This is a genomic window from Flavobacterium sp. HTF, assembly GCF_003105115.1.
Taxonomy (GTDB): Bacteria; Bacteroidota; Bacteroidia; order Flavobacteriales; family Flavobacteriaceae; genus Flavobacterium.
The window spans coordinates 1-20443 of the sequence record NZ_QETH01000033.1 but is presented as its reverse complement, the minus strand read 5'-3'; the positions used below and the strand labels follow the sequence as shown (position 1 = coordinate 20443).

The following is a 20443-nucleotide window of genomic DNA, read 5'->3' as shown; positions in this document are numbered from 1 at the left end:
AAAGCCGAAAATACATTTAAATACATTCGGCTTTTTTACATTTTAAATCCAATTTGGATTTTGGATTTTGGAATTTATTTTTTAAACTGCAATTCCGGATTTTACGCTTTCGAAATTTCCTTTTAAGTGGGCTGCATTTGCTCTTCCGCTCGGATCCTGGTTTTCCTGCCATTTTGGGATCCATTTTCGGACAGTTTGCGCCGCACTAACCTGTGGATAGTATTTATAGAAAATCGAACGGTACAGGTAAGCTTCTTTTGTTGTTGGCGAATTATACGGAAATTCGGCACTAGCTCCTTCTAATTGTTTATCAGAAACCTGAGTAGCACAATATTCTATTAATTCATCAATCCAGCTATAGCCTACTCCATCAGAAAATTGCTCTTTCTGGCGCCATAAAACTTCCGATGGCAAATAAGGATCTTCCGGAGTATCAAATGCTTTTCTTAAAATATATTTTTCAATTCCGTCGTACGTTTTAGGCTGTTTCTCCTCTGGTCTGATCAACATTGTGGTGTCAAGGAAATTTATATCTAAAAACGGAATTCTTGTTTCTATACCATTTGCCATTGTAGATTTATCGGCACGCAATAAATCGGCTGTAAATAACTTCTGAACTCTTTCGATTGTTTCTTTTTGAAATTCTTCTGTTGAAGGAGCGTTTCTAAAATACAAATGCCCTCCGAATATTTCATCTGCACCTTCTCCCGAGAGTATCGCTTTTATACCCTGATCAGAAATAGCTTTAGACAATATAAACATCGGAACACTTGCTCTTACCGAAATAATATCATACGTTTCAATGTTCTGGATTATCTCATCCAGAAGTTCAATTCCTTCTTTTACCGAAAAATGAATTTCATGATGTTCTGTTCCTAAAAATTCAGCGGCTTTTCTCGCCACTTTATTATCAGGGGTATCCGCATTTAAACCAATTGAAAATGATTGTAATTTTTTTCCTGAATCCTTTAATACTCTTGCCGCAATTGAAGATATCAAGGAAGAATCCAAACCTCCCGAAAGCAAAACTCCAACAGGTAAATCTCCCATTAAACGTTTGTGTACTGCCTCAGTTAGCGCTTCTCTAATTTCGGCTAATTTAAGATCATTATTGGCATTTTCGTAATCTTCATATTCAGGCTGATAATATTTCACAAAACCTTTTTTTGGGGTATAATAATGTCCCGGAGGAAAAGTTGAAAATGTTTTGCACTGATCGGCAATGGACTTCATTTCAGAAGAAAAATATATCCTTCCTCTTTCATCCAGACCATAATACAAAGGTTTTACACCAAGAGGATCCCTGCTTGCCATATAATCATCTCCATCAATGATTACAAAAGCCCAGTCTCCGTCTAATTTATTACAAAAATCATATCCAAATTCCTCATACAGATGTACAATAACTTCTGAATCTGATTTTGTTCTGAAAGTATAATCTTTTAAGATTCCGTTTTTTAATTCCTGATAATTATAGATTTCCCCATCATGAACCATCCATGCTTTTTGTGCACCCTGAATAGGCTGCTTACCTGAATCTAAATCTATAATCGACAAGCTTTCATGACAAATAATACTGCCATTTTCCATTATATGATAACCTCTTTCATCGGGACCGCGGTGCGACATTCTTGCAGAAAGCTCTCTCACGAGCTGCGGGTCTTTTCCTTTGCCAATAACGGCTAATATTCCAGACATACCATTCTAGTTTTATTATTTCTAAATATTTTCAAAGTAACCATAATTTTATTTCATTACTTTCGGATCAGGAGAGGCATTTTTGGGGAATGTCAAATATAGAAAAGAAAGTTAAATAATTACTAATAATTATTTTTAAGTAGCTGAAATAATACAATTTGGTATTTAAACCAAGAAAAACGTTCTCTAAATGAGAACGCTTTCCTTAAAATACTAAATTTTAATATGAGTTTTATGCTTTAACATAGGCATCATCATGAACACTTGCAACGGCTCTTCCTGAAGGATCGTTCATGTTTTTGAAAGCTTCATCCCACTCCAAAGCAATTTTTGTACTACAAGCCACACTTGCTTCCTGAGGCACACATAATGCAGCTGCATCACTTGGAAAATGTTCAGCAAAAATAGAACGATAGTAATATTCTTCTTTTGAAGTCGGAGTCTGTAACGGAAATTTGTATTTCGCGTTTGCCAATTGTTCATCTGAAACTTCTTTTGCTACTACTTCTTTCAAAGTATCAATCCAGCTATATCCTACTCCATCAGAAAATTGTTCTTTTTGTCTCCATGCCACACTTTCAGGAAGCATATCTTCAAAAGCTTTACGAACTACCCATTTTTCCATCGGGTGTTCTTTGTTGATCATTTTATCCTGTGGGTTGATGCGCATCGCAACATCCATAAATTCTTTATCTAAGAAAGGAACACGACCTTCAATTCCCCATGCTGCTAAACTTTTGTTCGCACGTAAACAGTCATACATATGAAGTTTACCTAATTTTCTAACGTTTTCTTCGTGAAACTCTCTTGCGTTTGGTGCTTTGTGGAAATATAAATATCCTCCAAATAATTCATCAGCACCTTCACCTGACAGTACCATTTTAATCCCCATAGACTTGATAACTCTTGCCATCAACCACATTGGAGTTGATGCTCTAACAGTAGTTACATCATAAGTTTCTAAGTTATAAATTACATCACGAACCGCATCTAAGCCTTCCTGAATTGTAAATTTAATTTCATGGTGAATCGTTCCGATATGTTTTGCAACCACCTGAGCTGCAGCTAAATCAGGAGAACCTTCTAATCCAACTGAAAAAGAGTGCAATTGCGGATACCAGGCATCTGTAGTATCATCAGACTCAATACGTTTTTGAGCAAATTTTTTGGCTACAGCAGAAGTAATAGATGAATCTAAACCTCCTGATAGTAAAACTCCGTAAGGAACATCACTCATTAATTGTCTGTGAACGGCAGCTTCTAATGCTTTTTTGATTTCAGGAATACTGGTTTCGTTGTCTTTTACTGCATCATATTCTGTCCAATCTCTTTTGTACCATTGTACAAATTCACCATCTTTGCTTGTCATATAATGTCCCGGAGGAAATAATTCGATTTTTGTGCAGTATCCTTCCAAAGCTTTTAACTCTGAAGCTACATAAAAAGTTCCGTGTTGATCCCAACCGATATATAATGGAATGATTCCCATATGGTCACGGGCAATAAAATATTCGTCTTTATCAACATCATAAATTGCAAATCCGAAGATTCCGTTCATCTCATCTACAAAATGAGGTCCTTTTTCTTTGTATAATGCCAAGATTACTTCGCAGTCACTTTCTGTCTGAAATTTATATTTTCCTTCAAATTGTTTACGCAATTCTCTGTGGTTGTAGATTTCACCGTTTGCAGCCAAAACCAATTTTTTATCTTCTGTAAACAAAGGTTGTTTTCCGGAAGCAGGATCTACAATTGCTAAACGCTCGTGAGATAAAATCGCTTTTTCATTGCTGTAAATACCGCTCCAGTCCGGTCCGCGATGGCGAATGATTTTAGACATTTCTAATACTTGAGGTCTTAACGTTTCAGCTTTTTGCTTTAGATCGAAGGCACATACGATTCCACACATAATTATATATTTTTTATTGTAAATTTTATTTTGATAGGGCAAAGATGTAATAATGGTTATAATTACAAAACACAAATAGTTATTTCGGTTACAATTTTAAACCATAAATTTATTTTTACATATAAAATGTAAAATTTTGGTCTTAAAAAATGACTTGAACTTATAAATTTCAATTTTGCAGGTAAAGCACGAGTAAAACTGAGGGTTTTACAGTAATCTTTGAATTAAATCTTAAGATATTTGAATATCGATGAAAAATTCACAAAGAGAATAGAGAAAGCTGTTCAGAAATTATTCTATTTTCAATATATAATTAGATTGCGTAAAACTTTGACAAAGTTCTTCGCAGAATAATTAAGATTATTCAACGCTTTGAATAATATAATGTGTCTTATTAATCTCAAACTGAAAACCAACTTTATTTCCCATTAAGTGAGAACCTAGCGGTGATTGCGGGGAAAGTGCAATTACATTTATACCCTCAATTGTAATTTTAGGAAGTGCCACACTTAGATACAAATGAATTCCGTTGGCTTTTACCAAACTTCCGGAAATAATATTTTCTGTTGTTTTTGAAGAATCAATTTTGTCCAAAACGGCTTTTTGAGCAATTGCTTCCTTTAGTTTATTCGTCAGTTTTTCCTGCTCGATGTGCATCATTGACAAAGCGGTTTCATGTTTGTCGCCTGCCGAACCTTTGGCATCATTTTTAGAATCTTCGGTCAGGTTTGTAATCATGTCCCTAAAAACATCAATTCTGTCCTGAACCATTTGTAAGTAATGTGTATGTATTTTTTGTTTGAATTCCATAAGTTATCTGCCACAAAGGCGCTAAGTCGCAAAGGTCGTAAAAAAAAATTAGCCACAAATTCATGAATAAAAATTAATTCTTGAATTCGTGGCATAAAAAACTTTGCTCCTTAGCGTCTTAGTGGCAATATTTAAAAATCAAATTTATAATTTGCTCCGCCTAATACCTGAAATCCTTGTACCGGATAATTGAGCCATTTTTCGTAAGCCTGATTTCCTATATTATTAAGTTTTAAAAAGAAAGTCAGACGTTCGCTAAATTTATACCCTAAATGTGCATTTGCATCAAAATAGCTTTTTAAATCTACTACAGTTGCGCTTGGTGAAATATCTAAATTAGTCTGCATATCTTTACGTTCTCCCACATAAAAAACATTTAAACCTGCAAACCATTGTTTTGTAATATTGACATCCAGGTTCGAACTCAATTTCATCGTTGGTAAATTCCAGGCTTCTTGTGGACCGTCATTTTTATAACTATTGAAAGTTCCGTTGATTCCAAAACTGACATTTTCAGAAAAATCAGCTTTTAATTCTCCATAAAAACGCAGCGTTCTTACGTCCTGATACACCACCCCAAAAGAGTTTCCGTAGGCATAATTCTGATTTGGCAAATCTTCTGTATAATCATTGCTTTTAAACAATGCCTTGTTTTTTTCATTTAAATAAGAACCGGTTAAGTTATAACTTATATTATTAGCCAGCTTTCCTTTTAAACCCGCAAAAACATTATATTGAGTACTAGATGGTCTCATATTTAGAGTTGGAGACAAAAACGGATTTTCTGTTACAAAATCAGCATAGGAATTTTGGTTTAATGCGCCATTTACTCCCGTATAAAAAATCATTAAGTCACCAACCAGTTTATAAGAAGCATTTACTTTCGGGTAAAAATAAAATTTGTTCCCGCTGTTTTCAGAATCCAAACCATAATAGACTCCGGCGCCCAGTTCAAGAGTCCAGTCGTTTTCGAGAATTACAAAACTTGGTTCAATTCCAAAATTGGTAAGGCTATAATCCAAAGGTTTTTCATTATCATACGTGTAATTATGTTCAAAAGAACCGCTTACGTGGTCTACAATAATATTGGTATTAATAGACTGGTCCATTACATCAACTTTAAAAGAAGGCTTGACATAAAAACGATTTTCAGACGAAGAAAAACTATCTGAAAAATGGGTGAATTTTGTTTCTATTTTATTAAATATGGATTCATTAAAATCAATATGTCCGCCCAAAGAAATGGTATTATAAGAATGGTTCGGATTTATTTTATTTATTAAATCAAAACGATCGTCAAAAGGTAAAGTTGCCCCAAAATCAGCAGGTAAGCCGTACCAGTTATATATTTGATTCTGATAACCCAAATCTACAGCCCATGACATATCACGGTTATTTTGTCCGTAACCGATATTTAAAGCCGTATCGTAAAATTCATCGTTTAATTCTGCGTCTTTTATTCCTCCCTGAGATGAGTGATGACGAAACATTCCCGATAGGTAATCATTGTTTCCCAAATCCTCCGTTACAAATAACTCAGCGTTTAGAGTAGCGTAATTTCCGATTCCCAATGTAGCATAATTACTGAATAAGCGGTCTTGTTTTGATTTTTCAACACCAGCTGCTTTTCCTTTTGAAGGGGTAAAAGTAGAAGCAACCGGAACCGACAAAATACTATATTTAATAGTTTCTTTTGGCTGATTTCCCGCATCGTCAAGCGAAGGAGTTTCTTTAACCTTAAAAGCATCTGAAATTGTGGGCGAATATGGTTTTACAACATTTACGGTTTCTGTTCCGATGCTTTCCTCTTTCTTCACTTGCGCAGATGAAAGCTGAAAAACAAACAGCAAAATCAAAATGATGGTTTTATTCTGGAAATTAATTTTCATATTTATTTTATTTTGTAATGAATACTGTAAAATAGGCTACAAAGCATTTACATTATATTTACAATGATTGATTACATTATCTAATTTTCTAATTCTCTCAATTTTCTGTTTTTTTTACGCTTCCCAATCCCCTTTGGCTATAAACTGGGCTTTTCCTCCAATTTTTATATCAAACTGGCCATCGGTTAATTTTCCTTTGAAATAAATCTCAGACGGACGATTAATATAATCTCCCTGGTAATTAATCAATTCAATTTCAGAAGAATGATATTTCAGAAGAAAGGCCTGTAAGCAAGTACTGGCGCTTCCGGTTGCAGCATCTTCAACTAATTGATTATGTTCTATACACAACATTCTGCTAAACAGTTTTGATCCTTCGAGGTAATAAAAATATAGTCCTCTGTGACTGGTTTTGCAATGCTGTTTTAGCCATTCGTCTGTTTTATCTTTGTCTAACACCAGATTTTCAAGTGCTCTTTTACTGCTTAATCCAACCATTACAAAAGCACTTCCGGTTGTCACTTCCTGAATCGGAAACTGATTTTCGAAATCGCTCACGATCAGATTGCTGAAAAATGTAAAATCTACTTTGGAAAAAGTATCCCAAAATTTCGGCTGTGCTGCTTTTAACCAAATTAAATCTTCCGATTTATGAATTGAGATAGGCCCGATAGGAACTTCCAGTTTAATTTCATCAGGAGAATTTTCAAATATTTTATTGATCAAAACCCACGATGTTCCAATTATCGGATGACCGGCAAATTGCATTTCCTGTGACGGAGTAAATATTCTAATTTCAGCGCTATTGTTTTCTTTGTCAAGCCTGGTGATAAATGTACTTTCTGCAAAATTAATTTCGCGAGCTATCTGCTGCATTTCTTCCGAACTTAAATTTTCTGCTTCTAAAAAAACCGCAAGCTGATTTCCTGCATATTTTTTATCGGCAAAAACATCTACTATATAAAAAGGTAAACTCATAATTTGTAAAATGTGTTTTGTGAGATGTAAAATGTACTTTCTGTTTGTTTCTTATCACAGATAACATCTTACTTCTCACTAATAAAGCTATTTTGAAATCGACGAATTCGTTTTAGATTCTTCTATTTTTATAGCACTTAATTCTTTTCTTGCTTCTTCAACCACATCCGGATAATCCGTAAAATTATTTATTACGTTGTCCAGAATATAAGTTGCCTGATAACTGTCTTTTAATCCGTAAAAGTTTTTTGCCATCAGGACCAGACTCTTCGCTCCGTAATATTTATAAGCTGAGTAATTTTTGGCTAATTTTTGAACCGCTGTATTCGAAGCATCAAATTTTCCTTCTTTGGTTTTAAAATAAGCATCATAGTACAATGCTTCTGCCGCCAGTTCTCCTTTTGATGTTGTTGCTAATTTTGCATAAGCAGCTTTTGCTTTATCTTCATCTCCGGTTTGCATTGCTGCACGTGCTACAATAATTTGTGCATCTGCTTTTACATTAGCATCTGCTTTTTGGTTTTGCAACACTTTATCGGCATATACTACAGAATTGTTATAGTCTTTTTTATCATAATAACACTTCATCAGATTGGCTTGTGCGAAGTTTTGATTTTGAGCAGAATCAGATTCCTCACTTAAACGAACCAAAACCGGAATCGCTTTATCGCAGTCTTTTGCTTTCAAAAATATCTGAGCCAGTTTATTTAATGACTGTTCTGTAAATTCATTCCTTGGCTGATCGACAACGTATTGGTAATTAGCAGCAGCTTTAGTTTCAGAACCTTCTGCAGCGTACAATTGTGCTAAATAATAATTTGCTTCAAGCGCATGAATTCCCGTTGGAAATTTGCTTATGTAACCCGCAAAACCTGTAATGGCAACTTTGCTGTTATTTTGGCTGTATTGTTTAAAAGCACCTTCGTAAGTATCATTATCCAGTTCTGCATCTGTTACGGCAACGAAATCTAAAGTTCTTACCCAGCTTGCATATTCATCTACTTTTCCTGAATCAACATAAATTAATCTTGCGGTAGAAACGGCTTCTAAAGCTTCGGGAGTTTTTGGAAATTCAGCTGCTACTTTTTTAAACTTTACTAATGCCTGATCATCACGATCTGTATTGTAGTAAATCAAACCTTGTTTCAGGATTGATTTTGATGTAAATGAACCATTTTTGTACTCAGAAATTAACTGATCATAGGTTTTTATTGCCTGATCGTTTTTCTTTTGAGCCACATAAGTATTTCCTAATTCATATAAAGCATCATCTCTGTACTGTGATTTTTTATACATCTGAAGGAAGTTATTCAGCTCGTCAACTTTTTTATCATTTCTTGACATAAAGCCATATGAAAGTGCTTTTTGGTACTGTGCATAATCAGCATCAACTCCTTTTGCATCCATAGCTTTTGCGTAAGCCTCCATTGCGGAGCTGTACTTCGCGCTTACAAAACGGCAATCTCCCAAACGCAAATACGAATCGTTTAAACGAACTTTATCTTCTTTAGAATTGTCAATTTGTGCCTGAAAGTAATTCCCGGCCTGATCGTATTCTTTTAGTTTAAAATAAGTATAGGCGATATTGTAATTAATGTTTTTATACTCATCCGTTGTTTTGGCAGCTGCCAAACCTGCAAATTGTTTATAGCTGATTAATGCTGACTGAAAGTCATCTGTAACATATTCTGATTCTGCTTTCCAGAAAGTGGCACGAGCGGTAAAATCAGGATTTTTTTGTTCTTTGACTGCACTGTTGAACATTTTTAGCGCTTCGGCATAATTCCCGTCATTGTACAATTCTACCCCTCTGTAAAACAGCACTTTTTGGTAGGCTAATTTATTTTCGGGAGTTCTGTTTTTTTCTAATAAAACCAAAGCTTCTTTGTAGTTTTTAGATGAAATATAGGAATCAACTAATAGTTTTTCTACTTCGGATCTGCTAGAATTATTTGGGTATTTCTTTAAGAAATCAAGTAAAATTCCCGGAACGGTTTGGTAGGCATTTCCGATTTCATAACTTAGTTTAGCATAATTTAAAGCCGCGTCTTCCTGAATCAAAGCATTGAAATCCATTTCTGAGGCATTTTTAAAAGCATTCAGTGCTTCTTGTTTTTTACCGGTGTTTAAGTAACTTAATCCCAAATGGTAATAGGCATTTTGCGCTACGAAATCTTTTCCTTCGATAATTTTATTAAATTGTGAAATGGCTTTTTCATACTCTTTCTGCTCATAATAAGCATATCCTAACTGATAAAAATCCGTGTTATTCCATTTTCCTTTTTTACCTGCATATTGCTCTAAAAACGGAATCGCCTTACCATATTGTTTCAGGTTGAAATAACTTTCTCCGATAATTTTATTTAGTTCCGATTTTTCAATTTCATTTGATTTAGCCATGGCAGTCTGCCCCAAATCGATTGCTTTCTGGAAATTTCCAAGTTTGAAATTCATATCGGCCTGATAATACGAAAGTTTTTCCTTGTATTTTTCTTCGCCTGAAACTTCATCAAAATATTTGGTTGCCTCTTTGTAATCGTCACCTTCATAAGCCATGAATCCCAGATAGTATTTGGCCTGAGAACCATATTCGGTAGAATTTACCACTTTATTAAAATAAGTCGTGGCTTCCTTTTTCTTTTTTGCATTAAAATAACTGTATCCTTTTTGGAAATTAAACTTATCCAAATCAGATTTGCTCATATAGCTTTCATCTACTTTATCAAACCATTGTAATGCTTTTGGGAAATTTCCCTGTTCAAAGAAAAAATGGGCAACTTCTATGTAAGCCTGATTTTGTTTGGTACTGGTTGGGTACTCCTCAACAAATTTCTCCATCAGGGCATCAGCGTTTGGCTGATTGGTTCTGATTGCACAGTTTGCAATGTAATAAGCGCAGTCAGACTTCACTTCTTCAGTTACTGCATTAGTTTTTACAGACTCAAAAATATGTTGTGCCGAAGCGTACTGTTTGTCATTATATAAAGCCAGTGCTTTGTCAAAATCCTTTAATTCGTAAGTATATATAGCTGATTTTTGTGCCGAAACTATGGTCGAAAAAAGGACAATTTGGAATAAAAAGAACCAGGAAAGTTTACGCATTTTAATTATGTTTAGTATTCAAATTTATCATTTTATAACGTTTATAACGAAACGTTTCAGGCTTTTATTATGAACATTTTTTTTAATAGTTGTTATTTTACAACATTGTCAGCCACAAATAATTGGTTCTCAAACCATCAATACAAATATTTTATTATCTTTAGTTTAATCTGTATAAGTGAAAGTGATTTTTGTCAAACAGTTAGTACTTAAATACGCTTACACCCCTTATCAGGTTTAGATTTTATGATCTGTTTTTGAAAGATTTTCTTTGGAAATCATTGAAATTTATTTTGAATCCATCCGTTATCTTATTACTTTTACCATTCAAATCAATTTATTATGTCACAAACCGTACTATCTCTTAAGGAAGTCACTATATATCAAGAAGGAAGAAAAATTATCTCTCATATTAATTTAGATGTTCAACATGGTGAATTCATCTACATTATCGGAAAAACTGGTTCCGGAAAAAGTACTTTTTTAAAAACTTTATATGCAGATCTGCCTTTAACTGAAGGTGAAGCGCACATAGTTGAATTTGATTTGGCAACTTTAAAAGAAAAAGATATTCCGTACTTAAGACGTAAAATCGGAATTGTATTTCAGGATTTTAAATTGCTTCCGGACCGTTCTGTGAAAGACAACATGCTTTTTGTTCTGAGAGCAACAGGCTGGACAGAAAAAGAAGCAATGGAACACAAAATTGATGAAGTTCTGGATAAAGTTGGAATGAAAGAATTCTTAAACAAAATGCCTCACCAGCTTTCAGGCGGAGAACAGCAGCGTGTTGCGATTGCAAGAGCTTTGCTTAACGATCCTGAATTTATCCTTGCCGATGAACCAACCGGAAATCTTGATCCGCAGACCAGTTCAGAAGTTTTAGAGGTATTAAAAACAATCAATGCCAACGGTAAAACTGTTATCATGGCAACACATGATTATGCTTTATTGATGAAATTCCCTTCTAAAACATTAAAATGTGAGGACGAAAGAATTTTTGAGGTTGTGCAACGCAGCGTGTAATGCTTTCTATTTTAATTCCGGTTTATAATTATAATGCCTTTTCATTAGTTGAAAAACTGCATAATCAGGTTGCGGAATTAAATATCCCTTTTGAAATCATTTGTCTGGATGATGCATCAAGTCTTTTTACAAATGAAAATCAACAAATTAATCAATTTCAAAATTCTTCATTTGTTGTTTTAGAAAAAAATATCGGACGAAGTGCCATTCGGAATTTACTCTCTCAAAAAGCAGTTTATGAAAATCTGCTTTTTCTGGATGCAGACACAATTCCCGTTCATGATAACTTTATTTCTAACTATATTTCACAAATTAATACCAGCGAAAAGGTAGTTTACGGAGGTATTTTATATCAAAACAGCAAACCATCAAAGAATGAGCTTTTGCGGTGGATTTACGGTATAAAAAGAGAAGCTTTAAGTGCTTCTGAACGGGGAAAAAATCTGTATCTCTCTTTCCTGACTTTGAATTTTTTAATTAAAAAAAGTCTTTTTTCTAAGGTACATTTTAATGAAAACATTCCGAATCTTAGACATGAAGATACTTTGTTTTCGTATGAATTAATGCAAAATAAAGTTGAAAGTATTCATATTGAAAATCCGGTTTATCATTTAGGAATTGAGGATAGCAAAACGTTTTTAAAAAAATCTGAAGAAGCAGTTATTGGATTAAAGAATTTAGTTGATTCCAATTTAATTTCTTCTGATTATGTAAAACTTTCACACTATTTTCAAATCATAAAAAAATATCGTCTTACATCTCTGATTGGTTTTGGCTTTAGAGTTTTTAAACCATTATTTGTAAAGCAGTTATTAAGTAAAAAACCATCGCTTTTTCTTTTTGATATTTATCGATTGGGATATTATTGTAGTGTCGACTAAGATTTTACTATTGATTCAAATAAGGTTTTCCATTGCTGCATTATAGATTCCAAATTATATTTTTCCACACTTTTTATTGCTTCTGCTCCCATTTTTATTCTCAAATTGCTATCCTCTATCAAAAGGTTTAATTTCTCAATAAAAGAATCTTTATTTCCGTCTTCTATTAAAAATCCGTTTTTATTATTACGTATAATTGTCCTTGGCCCAACAGGACAATCATAAGCAACAGAAGGCAAACCAAAAGCCATGCCTTCAATTAAAACCATCGGCTGCGCTTCATTTCTGGAAGTCATTACCAATATTGATGCGGTTTTATATTTTTCATGAATATCTTTAACCGGATTTAAAAATGCAGTACTATTTTCAATCTTTAACTTTTTTGCCAAGTTGGGAAATTGTAAATCTTCGCTCGGTTTACCATAAATCTCCAATAACCAGTCTGGGTGTTTTTCGGTAACAGATTTCCAGATTTGCAGTAACCTGTCAATTCCTTTTTCATACGAATGCCTTGCAACGGCAATAATTTTTTTTGACTCCAGATCAGAAAAAGATTTGGTCCCAATCCATAAAGGGTTAGAAATTACTACACCATTTTTGACGGACCATTCGTTAAGGCTCTCTTCTGAAAGCGCAACAAAATACAAAAATTGAGAAGCACAATAATTTCGATATTGGTATTTAAGTTTATTTATAAGACCATAAAAACGAGATTCTTTATATTCATTAAATTTAGAACCATGTGCTTCAAATATTATAGGAGTTTTAGTTTTTATCAGCAAAGGAATTGAGAATGATTTTAAAGCAAAATCACAAACAATAATACAATCCGGCTGTATTTTTTTAATGTATTGCTGTAACTCTTTTTTATACTGAAGTAAATTGAAAGCTTTATTGCTTTTTAATGAAATATCATAAAATTTTATCTTCTTATTAAACTCAAAAAAGAGATCTTTATCTCCTGCATTTTGAGTAATAACAGAAATTTCATAATTAAATTTTTCGATCAAATAATTTGTTTTTACTGAAAGTACTCTCTGCACTCCTCCTTCTTCATTTGCCCTTTGTGTTATATAGAGTAACTTCATTTTTTTGATTTCAAAAAATCATTATAATCTCGCAAATAATCATCTTCATCAAAAACTTCCGAAGCTAAAACGAGACAAACTGCTCCTGATGAAAAATTTTCAAGTTCGCGCCAAATATTATTTTCAATCAACAACCATTTATCCGGTTTATTTAAAGTGATTGTTTTTTTAGTTTTACCATCTTTTAAAACTACATCAAAGCTTCCTGAAATTGCAATTAAAATCTGTTGTAGTTTTTTATGAGAATGCCCTCCTCGTTTAGAAGAACTTGGGATATCATACAAATAGTAGACCCTTTTTATTTCAAAAGGAATAGTATCATTTTCAATTACTGCAATATTGCCTAATATATTTTCAACTTTTGGAAAATCAATCAAAATTATATTCATAAGCTTATCTCAATTTTACATTTTTTGTTAGGCACAATAATTATTGATTTGTTATTTTCGTATCAAATATATAACTCTTTAAAAACAATATGCAAAATAAATTATTAGTTACAGTTATTTGCCTTTGTTACAATCATGAAAAGTTTGTCTTTGAGAGTTTACTTTCGGTTATCAATCAGGATTACCCGTATATTGAATTAATAATTGTAGATGACTGCAGCAGTGATAATTCTAAAAACGTAATTGAGAAATGGATTTTAGATTATCCAAAAGCTAAATTTATCCATAATAAAACCAATTTAGGAAATACTAAATCCTTTAATAAAGCGCTTAGATTAGCAAAAGGAGATTATATAATAGATCTTGCTGCAGATGATGTTTTATTTCCTGAATGCATTTCGCAGCAAATAAAAACCTTTACAGAAAGCTCTTTTAAAAATCTGGGAGTTGTTTATGGAAATGCTGAATTGATTAATGAAACCGGCGAATTTAATTCTTATTTCTTTCCAGTAGATCAAAATCTTAAAACTATCGAAAAAAGACAAACTGGCAATATTTATCTGAGTGTTCTTTCTGGTGGAAATAGTATTTGTTCTGTTTCTTCAATGGCTAAAAAATCAGTTTATGATTCGTTAAATGGTTACGACGAAATGCTTGCTTATGAGGATTTGGATTTTTGGATACGATCATCCCGTTTATATGAATTTGAGTATATCGATAAAATTCTAATTAAAAAAAGGATTTCACACAACTCATTAACTGATAACTTTTATAATAGTCGTAAAGCACGATTTAAAGAAATCAACTTATCAACTTATCTGATTTTAAAAAAAGCTATTAAACTAAATCAAACAAAAAAGGAAGATCTTGGTATACAAAAAAGGGTACATCATGAAATAGTACATACTTTTAAAATAAAGGCTTATGGATTACTTTGCAGAAATATAGGCTTACGATTTTGGCTATTTTTGAGAACAAATTTTAAAAAATACTAAGAATATTTTAAATCTCTTCTTTTACCACCTTTCTTTTCAGACTTAAAAACAACTTCCAAAACTCTTTTAATTCCTCTAATTTTAGCAGTCTGCATATAGACAAATAAGTTATCAGTCCAAGTAGAGATCCTAAAAATAACTGAAGTATTAAATTTTCTATAAAACAGGACACAGCAAATACCGAAACTGCCATTCCTACTGTAGCTACAAAAACAGGCAGCATATCTTTTAACTGACTTATTGCCCCATAGCCATATAGCTTTCCGGGCAAATATGCGTTTATAATAAATGCCATCGCTGATGTAATTACATGACCAATTATAATCGCTTTTACTCCTAACGGAATTGTGATTATCATGGCTAATATAATTAATGGCAATTTAGACAAATCGACTTTTAAGTATAAATCAGAGCGACCAACTGCATTTAATAAATTCATATTTATTGCACTCATAGGAAGAAAAATACGTGCGAAAACCATCCATTGTAAAAGCGGAATCAGAGAAATCCATTTTTCAGTAAGTAGTAATATGACGATAGGTTTTGCCAGTAAAGCAATAAGTGTCATAAGCGGAATAATTAAAAAAGCCGACATACGAATCATCCGACTGTAAATAGAAACTAATTTCTCCTTATCGTTTTGGACTGTGGTAAGAACTGGAAATGTCGCCTGCTGTATTACACTAACAATTGTCCCTGCTGACAAGTCTGCAAAACTTTTAGCTCTTGTATAATAACCTAGTGAAGCTGTCGGGTAGAATTTTCCCAAACATATATTATAAACATTATTTAACAACTGGGCATACAAACCAGCAAGAAGAATTTTTGAACCGTAGCGGAATAAAGATTCAAATGATTTCTTTGAAAACAAAATTGACGGGCTCCACTTACTTAAAAACCATAACGTAATTGATGATGCTAAAGCCCCAACTAAACTCTGAATAACCAATGACCAGACTCCATATCCGTTTATTGCAGCTAACACACCACATAACCCACCCACAAACACTGCTATTACATTACTCTTGGCAATAGATTTGAAATCGATAGCAATTGTTAATTTAGTTTTTTGAACTATTGCAATAGCATTTAAAAATAAGCTCAAGCCTAAAACCCGTACTAAATCTGTTAATTGTGGCTGATTAAAAAATATCGCTATAAATGGTGCTGAGAAAAACAACAGTAAATAAAAAAAACTGCTTACCACTAAATTAAATACAAATACAGTCGAAAAATCAATATCGGACCTAACTTGTCTTTGAATTAATCCAATGCCCAGACCACTTTCGATAAAAGTCTGCGAAAGAGCTATAAAAATGGCTAACATTCCTATTAAGCCAAAATCTTCCGGCAATAAAATTCGGGCAAGAACGACACTCACAATGAATTGCCCTATCTGAACGGCAAATTTATCAACCGCAGACCAAAAAATCCCTTTTGTTGCTATTGATTTCAGAGAGGTATTGTGCATCTAATTTATTGGTTTAAAGTCGTACATCTATAACTTGTCCAGTATAATCAGACAACAAAGTCTGGATACATCGCAAAGCTACAGTTTCCGGTTTTAACAAAGTGTTTTCGGGTTCGTTACCAAAATTTTTTATTCGCATAGGTGTTTGTGTACGCTCAGGGTTCATACAATTTACTTTAATCCCAAGTGTTTCCCATTCCTGTGAAATTGCCTGCACAAAATTGACAGTTGCAGCTTTACTAGACGAATAAATACTGTAAAAAGCCCTTCCCCTTGTATACGAGCTGGAAGTAAAAAACAAAATACGTCCTTTTGATTTTTTAAAATAAGGCAATGATGCAAGCGCAATATTAATCATTCCGGTATAATTAACATTTATAGAATCCATAATATTTTCATACTTCATTGTCTCTAATGGCTCTTTATATAATACTCCTGCTGTGTTAATTATAAAATCGATTTTATGTTCTATTTGATATACTTTCTCTAAAGCATTCTTAACCGAATCCATATCAGAAATATCTACATTGTTTTCACTTCGGGAAAAACTATAAACACGAATTCCGTTTAGTTTTCCTAAATCTACAATACTTTTTCCGATTCCATAAGACCCCCCAAAAACAACCAAAACCTTATCCGATAAAGATGCTGTAGACAGTTGGATATTCTGAATTTCAACCGAACGCAATTGAAATAATTTATCAAGTAAATAAGTATCCTCGGGATAAGTCAGCTTCATATTGACTTCTTCGCCGTTTACCACATAAATTTTTTCTTCAGGCAAATATTTTTTCACCACTCCACAATCGTCAGTTGCTTTAAAATCTTTATCCTTTAGCGCCAACTCATATGCTTTAGAAATAATTTCCTGCCTAAACCCTTGTGGAGTCTGGCCTCTGCGCATTTTTATTCTCTCCGGAATAGCAGTTATTATATCATTTTCAATTTCAATAATGGTATCCGCAGAATTAATAGCAACATCAACAGCATGATAATTGTACATTGCTTTTACAACATCATTGATAATTCTTTGACTTATTAAGGGACGCGCAGCATCATGAAAAATCAGATTAGCATCTTTCAGTTCATTATAAGCATTAACGGCTGCAAGACTCGAATGATATCGTTCTTCGCCTCCAATTAAAACTCTTTTAACTTTTTTCCACTCGTTTTTAATAATCATATCTTCCACCATAAAAAGATAGTGTTTATTAATAACAATGGCTATTTCATCAATTAATTCATTTCTTTCAAATGCATCAACTGCATGTTCGATAACCATCTTTCCGGCAACTTTAAAAAACTGTTTAGGCAAAGATTTTTCCAGCCTGATTCCCGTTCCTCCCGCTAAAATGACAGCTATATTCATTTATTATTTTTAAATAAAGTTTAAATTTTCAGGTGAATTAATTAAAAAATTGCGTTTCCAAATAATTCATTATGTTTTGAGATGCAGTTAAATTGCTTTTTTGCAATAAATTATTTTCTACAAAATTATTACGCTTTTTTTGCATCGGATCATTTTCATTCAAAACAACATTTTCAATGAAATGAATCAATTGTTCTTTATTTCTGGATTGATAATGTACCCCGACAGCCTTTTCGCCAAACTCACTCCATTCTTTCATCACAGCTTCATTTCGGATCATAAAAAGAGAAGGCTTTCCTGTGATAAGATATTCTGCCATAAATGACCCACAATCATGAATCAAAGCATCTGATGTTAAAAATAAATCTGCATAATCTGAATTTTCAAACTGACCATTTTCCAGATTCATCCATTTATTATAATAATTATCCGTTTTTTCCTTACCCCAGTTTAAATCATTCTCTAATTTAACTCTTAATAACGGATGTGGCTTAAATGCTATTTGTAATTTATCCTTGTACATTATTGCTAAATCTAAAAACACATCGAAATACTCTAAAAAATTTGACACCTTATTTAGCTCATTCATAGAATGGTGCGGTGCCCAGATTATTTTTTTTAGGTTGGCATTTTTATTTTTCCAAACAGTATTATTTGGAGTTTTATTAGTTAACAACTGATCAAATCCCGGATAACCTGTTACAATATTATTCTTTCCTTTATTGCGTTGTTTCTGAAATGCTATTTTTTGATGAATTGGAGTTTCTGAAAAAAATCTCCAGACAAGATTATGAAAATTTAAATTATAAAAAGCATCATAATTCGTGGTCATAATAGCATAAGGCACATAACACGTCAGTGTGTCTGAAAAATGTTTTATATAGTACCTGTAATCCTGAAGACCTTCATATGGATTTGTAAAAAAAACTATATCCGGTGAGAATGTTTTTTTTATATCCAGGTATTCTCCCGTTTCATTATCATACGTTTTAATGATATCATAGCCTTTCTTTTTAAATGCATCGTATGATTTGTTCATCTCAAACAACATGTTTTCCATACCAAAATTTACTGCCGGACAAACAAATAGTACAGGTTCGAATCTGGGATGTTTTATCATTAAGTCAAAAAGAACATCATATTTCCATACAGATTCATGAATCAAAAAGAAGGCAACTTTTACTTTATCCTTTTTCCTGACAATTTCAAGAGCTTTTTGATGTTTTTCAGGCGCTTTACTGATTAAATACGAGCTATAAAACGCCCTGAAATGCATGAAATTATAAATTTTAATAAGCGAAATCCAGATTTTTTCCGGTACATATTTTTTGATAGCTAATTTCAGTTCTGTCATTTTTGCCAAATTAAAATTAGTATCGATTTAAAATATCAACAACAAAATCCACCTCGTCATCCGTTAAAACAGGACTAATAGGAAGGCTCAAAACTTCATCATGAATTTTTTCCGTTATGGGAAACGACAAATTATTCCATCCCGAAACTTCAGGAAGAAATGCTTTTTGCTTGTGCGGGGGAATCGGATAGTGAATTACGGTTTGAATATTATTTTGAGTTAAATAGTCCTGCAATTCATCCCTGTTTTCTGTTCTGATAACAAATAAATGAAAAACATGATTGTTCGAAAAATCCCAAAAAGGCAATATGATTTTATCATTTTTAATTTCAGATAAATAACGTTTTGCAATTGTGCGGCGTTTATCATTATCAACATCCAGATTCGGTAATTTCAGGTTAAGAAATGCTGCCTGCAACTCGTCTAATCTTGAATTTACGCCAATATATTCATTATGGTATTTTTTTTCAGAACCATAATTCCGGAGCGATAAAATCACTTTTGATAGCTCCGAATCATTTGTAACAACAGCTCCGCCATCGCCTAAAGCACCTAAATTTTTACCGGGATAGAAGCTGTAAGCAATTGCTGGTTTTGCATTATAAATTTTAGAATTCCGATTATCGATAGCTCCATGTGCCTGTGCAGCATCTTCTACAACCAATAAATTATTTTCCGTTGCAATTGTATTGATTTCATCCATTTCTGCCAATTGCCCGTACAAATGGACTGCTAAAACTGCTTTTGTTTTAGAGGTGATTTTTTCTTTAATCAAATCAGGATTTATATTGTAGGTTTCAAGTCTTGGTTCAACCAAAACCGGAACTAAATCTGCTCCTAAAATGGCCAAAATACTGGCGATATACGTATTCGCAGGAACCATAACTTCATCTCCTTTTTGGAGTTTTCCTAACTGAATATAGCCTTTAAAAATCAAAGTTAGAGCATCGAGACCGTTCCCTACTCCGATACAATATTTAGCATTACAATATTCTGCAAAAGCCTTTTCGAATGTTTCAGTTTCCTTTCCTAAAATATACCAGCCGTTATTCAAAACCGTTTTCAGTTTTTCCTGAAAAGCAGTTTCGTACGGTTCGTTTATTTTTTTTAAATCTAAAAAAGAAATCATATCAAAACATTATTTAATAAAGTATAATTGGAAGTTTCAACTTTATAAAAATCATGGACAATTGTACCGGCTCCAAAACTTTCTTTCCAGTAAGACAATCCTTCATTTAGTTTTTTGCCCTGATTTTCATTCGAAACACCGAAATCAAAAAAACGTTTATTGGCAAATCTTTCCTGAATCAGATATTGAAATAAAAAATCCAGGCTTCCTGAGTCATTGTCATTTTCAAACTTTGAGATATACTGGCAATGAGCAACGGTTTCTGTTTCAAAAACAGTCGTCCCGGCTATTATTTTATCTTCGGAATAAACATTAAACTGATGCATATTTTGAGGAAAAAAAGATTTTAACAGGT

The 20443-nt window shown here is 33.0% G+C and carries 15 protein-coding genes and 1 pseudogene; 3 read left to right on the top strand and 13 right to left on the bottom strand.

All coding sequences use genetic code 11. The features are described from left to right. Positions 1-81: 81 nt before the first annotated feature. The 6 genes from asnB (DCO46_RS11860) to DCO46_RS11835 form a co-directional block, all read right to left on the bottom strand. On the bottom strand, positions 82-1698 hold the full coding sequence (asnB, locus tag DCO46_RS11860) for an asparagine synthase B (RefSeq protein WP_116752744.1): 1617 nt from the start codon (positions 1696-1698) through the stop codon (positions 82-84). Positions 1699-1930: 232 nt separating this feature from the next. Next, a complete protein-coding gene (gene asnB / locus DCO46_RS11855; RefSeq protein ID WP_116752743.1) occupies positions 1931-3607 on the bottom strand; it encodes an asparagine synthase B in 1677 nt (558 codons plus the stop codon). Between the two features lie 360 nt (positions 3608-3967). Next, a complete protein-coding gene (locus DCO46_RS11850) occupies positions 3968-4417 on the bottom strand; it encodes a hypothetical protein (protein WP_116752742.1) in 450 nt (149 codons plus the stop codon). Between the two features lie 131 nt (positions 4418-4548). Continuing rightward, positions 4549-6306, bottom strand: coding sequence for a TonB-dependent receptor (locus tag DCO46_RS11845; protein ID WP_116752741.1), 1758 nt, complete (start codon positions 6304-6306; stop codon positions 4549-4551). A gap of 114 nt (positions 6307-6420) precedes the next feature. Then, the gene (locus DCO46_RS11840; RefSeq protein WP_116752740.1) at positions 6421-7284 is read right to left on the bottom strand and encodes a PhzF family phenazine biosynthesis protein; all 864 of its coding nucleotides are present in this window, start codon (positions 7282-7284) and stop codon (positions 6421-6423) included. 87 nt (positions 7285-7371) lie between these two features. Next, entirely contained in the window at positions 7372-10386 is a 3015-nt protein-coding gene (locus tag DCO46_RS11835; RefSeq protein ID WP_116752739.1) for a tetratricopeptide repeat protein, read from the bottom strand. Between the two features lie 342 nt (positions 10387-10728). On the opposite strand from DCO46_RS11835, the gene DCO46_RS11830 reads away from it, so the two are divergent. Both DCO46_RS11830 and DCO46_RS11825 read left to right on the top strand, forming a co-directional pair. Further along, a complete protein-coding gene (locus DCO46_RS11830; protein ID WP_116752738.1) occupies positions 10729-11412 on the top strand; it encodes a cell division ATP-binding protein FtsE in 684 nt (227 codons plus the stop codon). Beyond that, positions 11412-12293 carry a glycosyltransferase family 2 protein gene (locus DCO46_RS11825; protein WP_116752737.1) on the top strand — a complete coding sequence of 294 codons (882 nt, stop codon included), beginning with the start codon at positions 11412-11414 and terminating at the stop codon, positions 12291-12293. Before DCO46_RS11830 ends, DCO46_RS11825 begins: the two co-directional genes overlap by 1 nt. Here DCO46_RS11825 and DCO46_RS11820 read toward each other — a convergent pair. Next, on the bottom strand, positions 12290-13381 hold the full coding sequence (locus DCO46_RS11820; RefSeq protein WP_116752736.1) for a glycosyltransferase family 4 protein: 1092 nt from the start codon (positions 13379-13381) through the stop codon (positions 12290-12292). The two genes, DCO46_RS11825 and DCO46_RS11820, sit on opposite strands and share 4 nt — an antisense overlap. After that, positions 13378-13770 (bottom strand): sugar 3,4-ketoisomerase, encoded by a 393-nt coding sequence (locus DCO46_RS11815; protein WP_116752735.1) that lies wholly within the window; start codon positions 13768-13770, stop codon positions 13378-13380. The genes DCO46_RS11820 and DCO46_RS11815 overlap by 4 nt, the downstream gene beginning before the upstream one ends. A gap of 89 nt (positions 13771-13859) precedes the next feature. Between DCO46_RS11815 and DCO46_RS11810 the strand changes: the two genes are divergently transcribed. Further along, a complete protein-coding gene (locus DCO46_RS11810) occupies positions 13860-14765 on the top strand; it encodes a glycosyltransferase (protein WP_116752734.1) in 906 nt (301 codons plus the stop codon). A 7-nt stretch (positions 14766-14772) separates the two neighbouring features. Here DCO46_RS11810 and DCO46_RS11805 read toward each other — a convergent pair whose 3' ends face one another. The 5 genes and pseudogenes from DCO46_RS11805 to DCO46_RS11785 form a co-directional block, all read right to left on the bottom strand. Then, positions 14773-16236: a lipopolysaccharide biosynthesis protein gene (locus DCO46_RS11805; RefSeq protein ID WP_116752733.1), complete on the bottom strand. Its 1464-nt coding sequence runs from the start codon at positions 16234-16236 to the stop codon at positions 14773-14775. A gap of 13 nt (positions 16237-16249) precedes the next feature. Next, positions 16250-17605 (bottom strand): bifunctional cytidylyltransferase/SDR family oxidoreductase, encoded by a 1356-nt coding sequence (locus DCO46_RS11800; RefSeq protein WP_116752732.1) that lies wholly within the window; start codon positions 17603-17605, stop codon positions 16250-16252. A 37-nt stretch (positions 17606-17642) separates the two neighbouring features. Further along, positions 17643-18959, bottom strand: coding sequence for a CDP-glycerol glycerophosphotransferase family protein (locus DCO46_RS11795; RefSeq protein WP_116752731.1), 1317 nt, complete (start codon positions 18957-18959; stop codon positions 17643-17645). A gap of 16 nt (positions 18960-18975) precedes the next feature. Then, on the bottom strand, positions 18976-20088 hold the full coding sequence (locus DCO46_RS11790; protein ID WP_116752730.1) for a DegT/DnrJ/EryC1/StrS family aminotransferase: 1113 nt from the start codon (positions 20086-20088) through the stop codon (positions 18976-18978). Further along, a pseudogene (locus tag DCO46_RS11785) lies at positions 20085-20443 on the bottom strand (GNAT family N-acetyltransferase); the annotation flags it as partial. The gene DCO46_RS11790 and the pseudogene DCO46_RS11785, both read right to left, overlap by 4 nt.

Excerpts from the sequence above, each read along its gene's own strand:
- DCO46_RS11815 (WP_116752735.1), bottom strand. The coding sequence starts at position 13,770 with ATGAATATAATTTTGATTGATTTTCCAAAAGTTGAAAATATATTAGGC.
- DCO46_RS11830 (WP_116752738.1), top strand. The coding sequence starts at position 10,729 with ATGTCACAAACCGTACTATCTCTTAAGGAAGTCACTATATATCAAGAA.
- DCO46_RS11845 (WP_116752741.1), bottom strand. The coding sequence starts at position 6,306 with ATGAAAATTAATTTCCAGAATAAAACCATCATTTTGATTTTGCTGTTT.
- DCO46_RS11800 (WP_116752732.1), bottom strand. The coding sequence starts at position 17,605 with ATGAATATAGCTGTCATTTTAGCGGGAGGAACGGGAATCAGGCTGGAA.
- DCO46_RS11795 (WP_116752731.1), bottom strand. The coding sequence starts at position 18,959 with ATGACAGAACTGAAATTAGCTATCAAAAAATATGTACCGGAAAAAATC.
- DCO46_RS11810 (WP_116752734.1), top strand. The coding sequence starts at position 13,860 with ATGCAAAATAAATTATTAGTTACAGTTATTTGCCTTTGTTACAATCAT.
- DCO46_RS11850 (WP_116752742.1), bottom strand. The coding sequence starts at position 4,417 with ATGGAATTCAAACAAAAAATACATACACATTACTTACAAATGGTTCAG.
- DCO46_RS11840 (WP_116752740.1), bottom strand. The coding sequence starts at position 7,284 with ATGAGTTTACCTTTTTATATAGTAGATGTTTTTGCCGATAAAAAATAT.
- asnB (WP_116752743.1), bottom strand. The coding sequence starts at position 3,607 with ATGTGTGGAATCGTATGTGCCTTCGATCTAAAGCAAAAAGCTGAAACG.
- DCO46_RS11820 (WP_116752736.1), bottom strand. The coding sequence starts at position 13,381 with ATGAAGTTACTCTATATAACACAAAGGGCAAATGAAGAAGGAGGAGTG.
- DCO46_RS11790 (WP_116752730.1), bottom strand. The coding sequence starts at position 20,088 with ATGATTTCTTTTTTAGATTTAAAAAAAATAAACGAACCGTACGAAACT.
- DCO46_RS11805 (WP_116752733.1), bottom strand. The coding sequence starts at position 16,236 with ATGCACAATACCTCTCTGAAATCAATAGCAACAAAAGGGATTTTTTGG.
- DCO46_RS11825 (WP_116752737.1), top strand. The coding sequence starts at position 11,412 with ATGCTTTCTATTTTAATTCCGGTTTATAATTATAATGCCTTTTCATTA.
- asnB (WP_116752744.1), bottom strand. The coding sequence starts at position 1,698 with ATGTCTGGAATATTAGCCGTTATTGGCAAAGGAAAAGACCCGCAGCTC.
- DCO46_RS11835 (WP_116752739.1), bottom strand. The coding sequence starts at position 10,386 with ATGCGTAAACTTTCCTGGTTCTTTTTATTCCAAATTGTCCTTTTTTCG.